This is a genomic window from Streptomyces sp. NPDC059003, assembly GCF_042740445.1.
Classification (GTDB): domain Bacteria; phylum Actinomycetota; class Actinomycetes; order Streptomycetales; family Streptomycetaceae; genus Streptomyces.
The window spans coordinates 1-10,340 of record NZ_JBHYJH010000245.1 but is presented as its reverse complement, the minus strand read 5'-3'; the positions used below and the strand labels follow the sequence as shown (position 1 = coordinate 10,340).

Genomic DNA, 10,340 nt, shown 5'->3' with positions numbered 1-10,340 from the left:
CACCCATGAGCTGACCAACGACCGACCTGCCCAACCGTCACGACAAAGACCGTTGCAGTACTAGAAGTTGGACGCGAGTACCCGAGACAGCCCCTGGAGCGAGTTGTAGTCCATCGAGGGCTGGCGCTCGGTCAGGTAGTCGACGATGACGTCCCGGATCGGGCGGCAGCGCAGCTGATAGCGGTCGACCAGGTCGCCGATGCTGACCTGTCCGGTGAAGGTCTCCAGGCGGCTGAGCGAGGCCGGGGCGTCGGGCGGGAACTGGCCGGCCGCTCGCAGCCAGGCGTAGGCCAGCATCGTGGCGTGGTTCCAGTGCTTGCTGGCGGCCGATCGGATCTCCATGAGGTCGCCGACGGTGCAGTCCTGGACGGTGCCGCCCCTGGTGGCCAGGACTGCGCAGATGACCACCCGGGCGGTGCCGCCCGAGCGGGAGGTCCACTGGTCGGACGGGACGGCGGCTTCGAGCCGGGCAAAGCCGTCCGGGTCGCGGCTGGCGGACATCGAGAGCATGAAGTGCCGGGAGCGGCGACCGTGAGCCAGGCCGGGTGCATGCGGATCACGTCCGCGCAGATCAGGGCTAGCATCCCGGCCTTCAGCTCAGGCTCGCGGACGGGTCGCAGGCCGCGGGCGTCGGCCCATCGGATCACCTCGTCGCACCAGGTCTGCGGGTCCGCGGGGCCGAGGCTGGCTCTCCAGCGGGACTGCCAGCTGTTGCCTGGGAACTCCCGGAGCCACTCCAGCAGGCGGCGGGCCCCGCGGAGCCGTGCGGCGAGGGCGCTCTGGGACGCGGGCCGCAGCGGCGGCCGGGCCAGCCGGTCCAGGACCTCCTCCGGCCCGGCGGAGGTGGCTGGCCAGTCGTCGGGGACCGGGCGCGGCGGGAACTTCTCGCGCAGCGCATCAGCCGCGTTGCCCGTGAGGAGGCTGGTGGGCGGTGCCGGGCGTGGAACAGCCGGCGCGGTGGTGGACGGGGTCATGCGGGCGGGCCTCCGAAGAGGGTGTTCAGCGAGTCCGGGTTGTAGCCGGGGGCGAGCGGAGCGGGCTGGGGTTCCTCGCGGCGCCGTGCTTGGCGGGCGTGATGGGCAAGCGCGCTCTCGATCACCTCGTCGGCGCTGGGGGTGGTGTAGATCTGGGTGGTGGTCAACCGGGCGTGAGCGAGGACCCACTGCACGTGGGTCAGCGGCATCTCGGGGTCCTCGGCCATCCGGAAGGCAGCTGTGTGCCGCAGGTCATGGAGGGTCCAGTTGGAGCCCAGCAGGTGGTTGGCCCGGTTGAACATCTGTCGGGCGGCCGGGTAGTTCAGCGGGCGCCAGGGGCGCCGCAGCGTCCACCACAGCGGCTCGTCGCGGCCGTGCGGTGCCCCCTTGGCCCAGATCTCGTGCTGGTAGATCCGTAGCCAGACGAACGAGTCGGTGGAGGCCAGCAACAGCTGGACATCGCCGGTGCCCTTGCGCGTCACCGAGATTAGCTGTTGTCCCGGCAGGGCGTCACGCTCCACCGAGTCGAGCAGTTCGTCCGCCCGGGCGCCGGTGGAAACCCAGGACGCCAGCAGGGCCCGGTCACGGTTCGAGCGCAGGCCGGCGAAGATCTCGTTGAACCTGTCGTCCGGGATCCGCTTCGGGATCCGCTTGGGGACCTTGGGACGGTAGCGGCCGGTGCGGGTGGGTGCGAAGCCGTCCATGGGGTTGTGGTGCTCGTGAGCCCTGCTGCCCAGGCGTGAGCGGTCCAAGGGGAACGGGTTGACCAGCACGGTGTCCGTGCCGCGGTCGAGGTGGAAGTCGTAGAAGCCGCGCAGGACTGTCTCGCTGTGCGCGCGGGTGCTGGCCGCGTACTTCCGCCCGGGTGTCGGCTTGCCGGTCACCGGGTTCGGTGTGCCCGGCGCCGGCCGCGGTGCGGGCAGCCGCTCGGGTTCCCGGCCCGCCTGCCGGTGGCGCCAGTGCACCCGCACCGGCTTGTCGGCCAGCTGCATCCACCGGGCGAAGTCCCGTCCCTCCTCCCGGCTCGCGCGGTCCCAGGCGATCCCCAGAGCCCCCAGGAACCGCCACCACCGCAGCAGGTCCATCCCGTACGACCGCAGCGTCGAAGCGGGGTTCCCAGACGCCTGAAGGTCGGCGAAGTAGACCTCCACCGCCCGCACGACTTGGCCGCCGGCGTCGAGCAGCCGGTACGGCTCCCACGCATCACCGGTCTCGACCAAGCCTCCGACTTCGGGCAGCACGAGCCCCCTCAGATCCCTGCCGGGATCCTCCGTGTCCGTCATGCCCGGAAGCTAGCAGACAAGCCTCTGACCTGCGAAAACACCGCTTCTAGTTCAGTCAACATGTCGCCACGGCGAACGCGGCCCTGATCGAGGCTCAGGCCGCCGTGCCCATCGTGCAGTTCTGGGGCCAGGGGCTGCTCGCCTCCGTCTACGGGCTGCGCTTCGTGGTGCCGGTGCGCACCATCAACGCCGCTCCCTCACCCAGGTACTTCGGGTTCAAGAGGGGCATCACGTGTCTGCGCCAGTAAAATGACCAGGTGGCGGGGATCGAGCAGATGGTCGTCCCGGGCACGCCGCGCGACTCCCTGTTCATCCTGGACACCCTGCTGAACCTCGACGGCGGGGGAAGCCGGAGATGGTCGCCACCGACAACGCCTCGTACTCCGACATGGTGTTCGGCCTGTTCAAGATCCTGGGCTACAACTTCAGCCCGCGGTTCAAGGACCTGGACGACCAGCGGTTCTGGCGGGCGGAGATGGACGGCGTGGAGCGGGGCGACTACGGGGTGCTGGAGCCGCTGGCCCCCAACAAGGTCAACCTCAACAAGATCACCCTGGAGTGGGAGGAGATGCTGAAGGTCGCCGGTTCGCTGATCACCAACCAGGTGAGGGCCTACGACCTGCTGCGCATGTTCGCCCGCAACGGGCGTCCCACTCCACTCGGGCAGGCCTTCGCCGAGTACGGGCGCATCGGCAAGACCGAGCATCTGCTGCGGGTCGTGGACCCGGTCGATGACACCTACCGGCGTCAGATGGGCAAGCAGCTCAGCGTCCACGAGTCCCGCCACACGGCGACCCGCACCATTTGCCACGGCAAGAAGGGCACCATCCACCAGGCGTACCGGGACGGAATGGAAGATCAGTTGGGCAGTCTGGGTCTCGTTCTCAATGCCGTCACGCTCTGGACGACCCGCTACATCGACGCCGCTGTCGCCCAGCTCCGCGCGGAGGGCTATGAGCTCAAGGACGAGGACATCGCCCGCCTCTCCCCGCTCAAGCACAAGAACCTGAACGTCCTGGGGCGGTACAACCTTTCCGCCTCCACTCCGGCGGCCGGAGCCCTGCGCCCGCTGCGCGACCCGGATGCGCCCGAGCTCGACGAGGACGACGACGGCGGCGACGACGAGTGACCGAGGTGGTTCTGGGCCGCGGCCCAGAACCCGGGGACGTGTGAGGCCAGCCCGCGGTCGGCTAGTAACACCCCGTCCATCTCCACGAGTTGCTGCAGCAGTGGGCTGCGGCGCTGATAGCGCACCGTCAGCCCCTCGACCTGTTCGGCAAACGTCCGCCGCCCGCAGCTCCGGGCGTCGCAGAACAACCACCGCACCGTCAGGCTGACCAGCACCGGGCGGCCACCGGCGGCGACGTCGGCCAGCGTGCGGGCATAGCGGCTGTGCACCCGCGCCGAGCCGCGACCGCAGTCCGGACACGTCACCGTCAACTCGTGGGTACGGGCGGCGATACGGACCACGCCACCCAGCGTCCACACCCGCTCCACCCGCTCCGCATCCAGATGTGGAGCCCACGTTCGTACGAGGCCATCACACGCGCCGACACTGCCGCTACCCGTGACAGAGAGTCACCGGCGCACGGTGGCACGGACCTTCTTCACGGAAACCTAGCCAGGGCCACGTTCCACTTGTACGCCGACAAAGGAGGCATCGAGGCCACGCCGGGCGGGCTGGAGACGGGACACCTGTGCCCCCAGCGGCTACGACCGATGCCGAGGAAGCGTCCTTTGACACTAAAGTTAGTCGGGTGCGACACGCTGACCTGGCCCGACTGAGTTGGGTGTCAACGGGGAACTGCTCTGTCTGGTTCAGTGCGACGCGGCGGCCCGGATGTCGAAGTGGCTGGTGCGGTAGGTGGCGATGCCGGAGGTGACCCCGTCCCAGACGTAGCCATCTCCGCGGTAGCGGGAGGTGGCGAACTCGAAGAGGACGTCTCCGGCGACCATGAGACCGAGTTCGGTGAGAAACCGGTCCAGGTCGGCGGTGTCGGCCCACTGGCCCGTATGGATCCGGTCCACGCATGCTGCCAGTTCGCGTTGAATGTCTCGCAGATGCGCCGCCAGCCGGTCGACGGACGCCTGCAGGCCGAGTCCCTCGCCCACGTGCCATACCGCCAGTGCGTTGGTCTGCCACCGGCCGGCAGCGATCTCCTTGCCGAACGACACCAGGTCGTTGACGAAGGCAGTGTGCTCGGACACCAGCGCCAGTGCCTCGGCCACGTCGGGATCCGCGAAGAATTCTTCCGGCAGGGACAGGCCGAGCAGGAAGTCCGCCACGCGCACATAGACCGGAGTGCCGACATTGACGCGGCGGAACTGCCGGTACTCCTGGAAGCGGAAACCGCCGCCCGCGTCGGCAACGCCGACGACCTGGAGCTCGGATTCGACGTACTTCTTGATCGCGTCCGCGAACCGGGCGATCTGCTCCGGGCTCATGTCCGCGGTTGCGTCCCGCGCCGCTTGGGCCAGCATGCCGGTGAGGGCGTCGGACGCCGGAAGCGGTGCGCGGGACGTGACGAGGGCGAGCATCTTCGCCAAACTCACGGCCCGGTCCGACACCTGGGCTGCATCCATGTCATCCGCCAGATCGTCGTAGGCGCACATGAACTGAATGACCTTGCCCATGGCGACCAGGCGGTCCGGAACACCGTGCGGGTAGATGAGGATGAGCCACCAAGGCTGGCGCCGGGCGAGGAACAGGGCGCTGCGCTCCTCGCTGAACCCCAGCCCTTCCAGATGAGGGCGCGTCCATCCATCGACTTCGTGCTCAATGCCCGCGGTGTCGGGATGGAACTGCGGTTTCAGATCACCCAACAGCTCCGATACCACGAACGGCTGGTCAAAGACATCAGGGCCGATCTGCGCGGACATCCACATCACCTCCGATGGTCACAGGCCACGACGGCGTTGCCGCCGGGCGTACGAGAGCAATGCGCGGTCGAAGTCCGCGCGACTGAAGTCCGGCCAGCACACCGACGCGAAGTAGTACTCGGCGTACGCTGCCTGCCAGGTCATGAAGCCCGAAAGCCGCTGTTCACCCGACGTGCGGATGACCAGATCAAGGTCAGGCTGGCCTGCCGTGTACATATATCGGGCCAGCCCCTGCTCGTCGGCCGACTCTCCCGCCGCACCGTCGGCAACCCGCGATACCAGGGCCCGCACCGCATCCACAATCTCCTGCCGCCCGTCGTACGCGATCGCCACGTTCACCACCAGCCCCTCAAAGCCAGAAGTATCGGCCTCAATCCCCGCCAGCAGATCCCGCCAGCGGCTGGGAAGAACATCCAGAGCACCGATGGGCCGAATCCGCCACTGCCCCAGATCGGCAAGCTCCCGAAGCCCCGTAGTGATCACTTCGAGGAGGGCGGTCACGTCCTCGCGACTCCGGCGGAGGTTGTCCAACGACAACACCCACACCGTCACATGGCCGACACCCCGTTCCTCACACCATCCCAGCAGGTCACCCACCCGTTGCGCGCCCCGCCGGTACCCCTCGACGACAGGCCGCCCGTGCTCCTGCGCCCAGCGCCGGTTGCCATCGAGGATGACCGCCACATGTTCGGGCGCGACAGCGCGTCCGGCACCCACCAGCGACAAGGGCGCCGGTTCTTGTTCCCGAGGTAGCTCATCGGACGGCCCGCGCATCAGGTGCCCCTGTCCCAGCATCGGTTCACGGCGTAGAAGACCTCTTCGGCTGCTGCTTACCCACAACTCTGCACGACTCCCAGGCACACAGCAGGCGCGCATTCAGGGCGCGCAGATGCACGCCACCGTCCTGGCCGAGAGCTGGAACTGCTCGCTGACACACGCCGGCAGCCGATCACCGCACGACTAGGTTCACTCACAAAAGTGAAACGGGTCGGGTGTAGCTCCTCCTCAGTGAGGCCGTGATGCAGTGCGCCGTGTACGACGCCCCATGGACCTGGGCGCATGAGTGGGACCGCGACTGGGATCTGGAGTCGGCGTTTGTGAAGGATAGCTGGAGCCGTGGCCTGAGTGGGACGTACAAGTATGCGCAGCGGTCTTACGGCTGCTTGTGCCTTGGAAGGCTGAACCCGACGTCGCCGCTGTGTTCACCCAGGCCTCCGCCCCAAAGCAGTGGTTCACGGTGCGTGACGAACGTCGCATACCGTGATTCTCACAAATGTGCATCTCTGCGAGTTCTGCGACAGCGACCCAAACGATCAAGTTTCCGCAGGTCGCCATTCGCAGAAGCCTCTCAGAACTCGAGTGTTCTGCGAGACACCTTCTGCAACACTGAGCGCGTGGATCTGACACCCGATCAAGCCGCAGATGGCAGAACGCAACGACTGCCCCAAGTGCGAAGTGCCCGCCGGGAGTCCATGCCGGACCCGCGGCGGCAAGACCGCTTCGAAGTACCACACGCCGCGCTTCGTCCTCATTGCCGCCCTGCGCGAGGAACTCGAGGTGCCCGTCTCCGCTGGCCGCGGCCCCGGACAGCCATGGAAGCAAGGCCCCGCGCCCGTCGCCGTGCCCGCTCAGCGCGGCGGCAAGCCCATCCGCATCGGCTACGCCCGGACGTCGACGGCCCGGCAGGAGTTGGCGAGCCAGCTGGAAGCGCTCGCCGCTGCGGAGTGCCACAAGGTGTTCTCCGAGCAGATCAGCACCCGGATCAAGGTGCGGCCGGAGCTGGAGGAGGCGCTCAAGCTGGCCCGGCAGTTCAAGGAGGCGGCCCCGGACACGGCGGTCAACTTCACAGTGCACGAGCTGAAAAGGCTCGCGCGGAACGCGGCCGAGCTGATGACGCTCTCCAGCGAGCTGCAGGCCGCCGGCATCCAGCTCGAACTTCTGACCGGACCGCTCACCGGGATCTACGACCCCAACGGCATGGGCGCCAAGTTCTTCGCCGTGCTCGCCGTCGCCGGGCAGATCGAGCGCAACTACATCCGCGAGAAGACCCTGGAGGGCCAGGTCGCCGCTGCGAAGAAGGGCAACCACGGCGGCCGCCCGAAGGTCATCGACGACGACTCCCTCACCTTCGCCCTCGCCTTGCGCGACAAGGGCGTGCCCGTCCCCGAGATCGCGAAGAAGCTCACCATCAAGACCGGCAAGAACAAGGACAAGCACCCCTCCGTCGCCTCGCTGTACCGGGCGTTCGCCGAAGCCGAGCAGGACACCACAGCGTGAACATCGAGCAGGCCGTCACGTACCGCGTGACCTTGCAGTTCAAGAGGGACGGGCCGTCATCCAGCGGTTGGTGGACCAGTCCCGCCGTCGCCGAGCGCAAGTTCACCGAATGGCTCGGCACGTACGGATCGCTGGACGGAGTGCTCCTCCGGCTCGTTGAAGAACACGCGGGCGGGTGCGCGGGATCGGCAGTGCCCAGCGCGTACGCCTGCTCGAGCACTTCGAACCACAGCACTGATAGGGCTCCGGCCCGGCTCGGGGGCGGCCAGAGCCCGTACCGGAGGGCACCGATCCCACCAGGCTATGCAGCACACCCCGCCCCTGCAGGATCACATCGCCCGTGTCATCCGCCGGGCAGCATTGTTGCACCCAATGGCCCTGGCCCCTCGTGCTCCACCCCGTCGCGCGGGCCGGGGCCGTTTCCGCGAGCGCGGTCACATCCCGCTTGATCGATCTCAGCGCTAACGGTTGTACCGCTGCTACTCGCCCGGAGACGGTTGACTGCGGGGTCTCTGGGTTCAGCAACCTGTTGACCTCAGCCTGGTCGGCGGCGAAGGGCTTGATGTCTGCGATGAGTTGGCGCAGCTCCTGGTGGAGCATGCCGATCCTGAAGGAATTCTGCAGATCCGGCCGGTCGGGATGTTCCGTGGCCGCCTGCTCCTCGGCAGTGGCCAGGCACCGCTCCGCACGTGCGACTGCCTGCCCGAGCACCAGGCGCCGGGCTGCCTCAGCTGCTTCGGCGTCTGCCTGCGGATCGTCGGGCGGGTCTGCGGCATAGCTGGCGAGGCGGCTGCCGGGCATCTTTTCATTCATGGCGTGGTAAACGAACGGGCGCGGAAGGTGGTCACTGCCCCTCGGCGCCAGCCGCTGTACCGAGGGTCCCCAAGCACTACGCCGCCAGTCCGATTTTTACGACGAGAGGGATGGTGGCCCCAGGGACGACCGGCGGGGGCAGCCGGTCGTCGGGGCCTTCGCCTCCACCGTCCCACCGGGTCAGGGAACCGTGGTTCCAACGGCCCACACACGGTCGCGGGCACTCCCCGCAGTCCATCTCCACCGCGTAGTCGGTCTCGAAACCGAAGTCCGGGCCATATCCGATGACGACCCCGGACGCGCCGCGCGCAGGGCACGGGGCGGTGACCACCACCTCTGTGCCGATCTCGTACAGCCAGGCCAGCGGGACAGTCCTCATGCTTGCCCCAACGAGCGTCGGTCGACGGAGTGACGGGCCCACCCCCGGACGACCATGATCAACGGCTTAGCGCTAATGGCTGCACCGATGTACTCCAGCAACGATGCACATGGATCAACGGTCGGGCGGCCGGAGGAAAGCGGATCAGTTTTGGATCAGGAAGTCCGCCGCCTCCCGTGTCCTGTGCTTGCGGTGGAACGTCTGCTCCTGTGCCGCCCACAGTGACCACGTCTGGATCGCGGAGAGGCCATCCCTGGATTCCACGCGTGCGCGGCGCTGCGGCGTGTTTGCCTCCACCCAGACTATAGAGTGGAGGTACGGCGCCGACTGCAGGCTGTACGAACCGACGCCCTCTACGATCAGCGGTCCGCCGGGACTGATGGTGTGGGTCTCGGCGAATTCCCCCGTGTACCAGTCGTATCTGCGCCAGATCGCCGGGCGGGACTCCGCGAGTGGGCGCAGTATCCAGTCGACGAGGTATTGGGCACCCTGCTCCAGACCCGTCCAACCTGGATAGACGTCGTCCATGTGAAATACGCCAGCCCCGGTCCGGACTGCGATGCACGCGGCCAATGTCGTTTTCCCAGCCCCGGACGAACCGTCGATGGCCAGTACGAAATCCGGCCGGCCAGAGGGGCCACGCACGGTGTCCGCGATCTGTTCGGCGGACTCGTGCATCTCCCGGGAGATGCACGAGCAGCCTCTGAGGTGAATGCTTGCCAGCGGTTCCATAGCACTCGACACGATCCACCTCTTCACCGCGGCCGCTCAGTGGCTCCAACGTCCCACACGGGTACGGTGTGTTCAAGACGATCCTGATCGGCGGCGCAGTGAACGCACGCCACTGATGGCAGCGGTGAAACAAGCGAACAGCTCGACCCGGTCCGTCGGCTGGGAGCCCCGCAGAACCCGTAGGAACCCACAGGTCAGGGCTGCGAGACGGACGGTTGTACAAACCGCAGCCGCGATGATCAGCAGCAGATTCCACGTGTCCACGATCTTGTCCTCCAAGTCTGTGCCCGACTCCTTGCCCTCAACCTGCCGCTGTCCCACCGTCCGCACGCGGTTTGGGACAGCTCCGGATGGCCCGGATGCCCGGTGCTCTCGCCGGGACGTATCAGGATGGCCCCGGCGGCCCAGGGATGCCGCTGCGCGGGGCAGTTGTCGGGAAGGCGCTCCGCGCCCCGCACTTCCGCGGTCACGGCCCCAGAATCTTGGCGGTCAGAGCCGCCACGTTGGGATGTTTCGGAACGCCCTCATCGCGTAGCCCGATGCCTGTCCGGGGAAGAGGTAATGCAGAACAGGTGCAGGGCTGGGATGGGGACATGGCCAATGGGGGATATGCAGCGCACGAGAATGCTGATGTCGTTCATGGATGACCTCTGCGCAATGAAGCGCCTGATCGGCCTCTCGTACGAGCGCATCGAGCAGTTGTCGGAGCGGCAGCTCCGCGAGGGAAGGCGGCCCAATCCCGTCGGTTCGGCGGGTATGCAAGTGCTTGCTCGCACCACCACTCACCGCATGCTCAAGAACGGCGACGTGTCTGTCGCCGACCGTCCCCGCGTCATGACGTTCGTGGCGGTCTGCCTGAAGGCCGCTGGGGAGCGAGGCGTCACATTGCCCGCCGACTGGCGGGATGCAGACCGGTGGGCCCGCAGATGGTCGATGCTGGTGTCGGAGTCCCTGTCGAAGACCGCCCGCCGGGTCGCCCATGGCTGGGGCGACGAAGAAGAC

9 protein-coding genes and 2 pseudogenes are annotated in these 10,340 nt (G+C 67.5%); 3 read left to right on the top strand and 8 right to left on the bottom strand.

All coding sequences use genetic code 11. The annotated features are described in order from the left end of the window. Nucleotides 1–60: 60 nt before the first annotated feature. Both ACFWZ5_RS41995 and ACFWZ5_RS41990 read right to left on the bottom strand, forming a co-directional pair. Entirely contained in the window at nucleotides 61–501 is a 441-nt protein-coding gene (locus ACFWZ5_RS41995) for a hypothetical protein (RefSeq protein ID WP_384892403.1), read from the bottom strand. Between the two features lie 469 nt (nucleotides 502–970). Then, on the bottom strand, nucleotides 971–2,257 hold the full coding sequence (locus ACFWZ5_RS41990) for a tyrosine-type recombinase/integrase (RefSeq protein ID WP_384892400.1): 1,287 nt from the start codon (nucleotides 2,255–2,257) through the stop codon (nucleotides 971–973). A 65-nt stretch (nucleotides 2,258–2,322) separates the two neighbouring features. On the opposite strand from ACFWZ5_RS41990, the pseudogene ACFWZ5_RS41985 reads away from it, so the two are divergent. Beyond that, a pseudogene (locus ACFWZ5_RS41985) lies at nucleotides 2,323–3,386 on the top strand (transposase); the annotation flags it as partial. 185 nt (nucleotides 3,387–3,571) lie between these two features. Here the strand turns inward: ACFWZ5_RS41985 and ACFWZ5_RS41980 are convergent. The 3 genes and pseudogenes from ACFWZ5_RS41980 to uppS form a co-directional block, all read right to left on the bottom strand. Continuing rightward, nucleotides 3,572–3,691, bottom strand: a pseudogene (locus ACFWZ5_RS41980) (transposase family protein); the annotation flags it as partial. A 384-nt stretch (nucleotides 3,692–4,075) separates the two neighbouring features. Beyond that, on the bottom strand, nucleotides 4,076–5,137 hold the full coding sequence (locus ACFWZ5_RS41975) for a terpene synthase family protein (protein WP_384892397.1): 1,062 nt from the start codon (nucleotides 5,135–5,137) through the stop codon (nucleotides 4,076–4,078). 18 nt (nucleotides 5,138–5,155) lie between these two features. Continuing rightward, nucleotides 5,156–5,854 (bottom strand): polyprenyl diphosphate synthase, encoded by a 699-nt coding sequence (gene uppS / locus ACFWZ5_RS41970; RefSeq protein ID WP_384892406.1) that lies wholly within the window; start codon nucleotides 5,852–5,854, stop codon nucleotides 5,156–5,158. Nucleotides 5,855–6,559: 705 nt separating this feature from the next. Between uppS and ACFWZ5_RS41965 the strand changes: the two genes are divergently transcribed. Beyond that, nucleotides 6,560–7,414 (top strand): recombinase family protein, encoded by an 855-nt coding sequence (locus ACFWZ5_RS41965; RefSeq protein ID WP_384892395.1) that lies wholly within the window; start codon nucleotides 6,560–6,562, stop codon nucleotides 7,412–7,414. An 889-nt stretch (nucleotides 7,415–8,303) separates the two neighbouring features. On the opposite strand, the gene ACFWZ5_RS41960 is transcribed toward ACFWZ5_RS41965, so the two are convergent. The 3 genes from ACFWZ5_RS41960 to ACFWZ5_RS41950 all read right to left on the bottom strand — a co-directional run bounded on the left by ACFWZ5_RS41960 (nucleotide 8,304) and on the right by ACFWZ5_RS41950 (nucleotide 9,617). Continuing rightward, a complete protein-coding gene (locus tag ACFWZ5_RS41960; RefSeq protein ID WP_384892392.1) occupies nucleotides 8,304–8,606 on the bottom strand; it encodes a hypothetical protein in 303 nt (100 codons plus the stop codon). 144 nt (nucleotides 8,607–8,750) lie between these two features. Continuing rightward, complete coding sequence (locus tag ACFWZ5_RS41955) at nucleotides 8,751–9,284, bottom strand: hypothetical protein (protein WP_384892389.1); 534 nt, start codon at nucleotides 9,282–9,284, stop codon at nucleotides 8,751–8,753. A gap of 126 nt (nucleotides 9,285–9,410) precedes the next feature. Then, a complete protein-coding gene (locus tag ACFWZ5_RS41950; RefSeq protein ID WP_384892386.1) occupies nucleotides 9,411–9,617 on the bottom strand; it encodes a hypothetical protein in 207 nt (68 codons plus the stop codon). A 345-nt stretch (nucleotides 9,618–9,962) separates the two neighbouring features. Here ACFWZ5_RS41950 and ACFWZ5_RS41945 point away from each other — a divergent pair. Continuing rightward, nucleotides 9,963–10,340: hypothetical protein (locus ACFWZ5_RS41945; RefSeq protein WP_384892383.1), on the top strand; the 378-nt coding region annotated here is incomplete at its 3' end.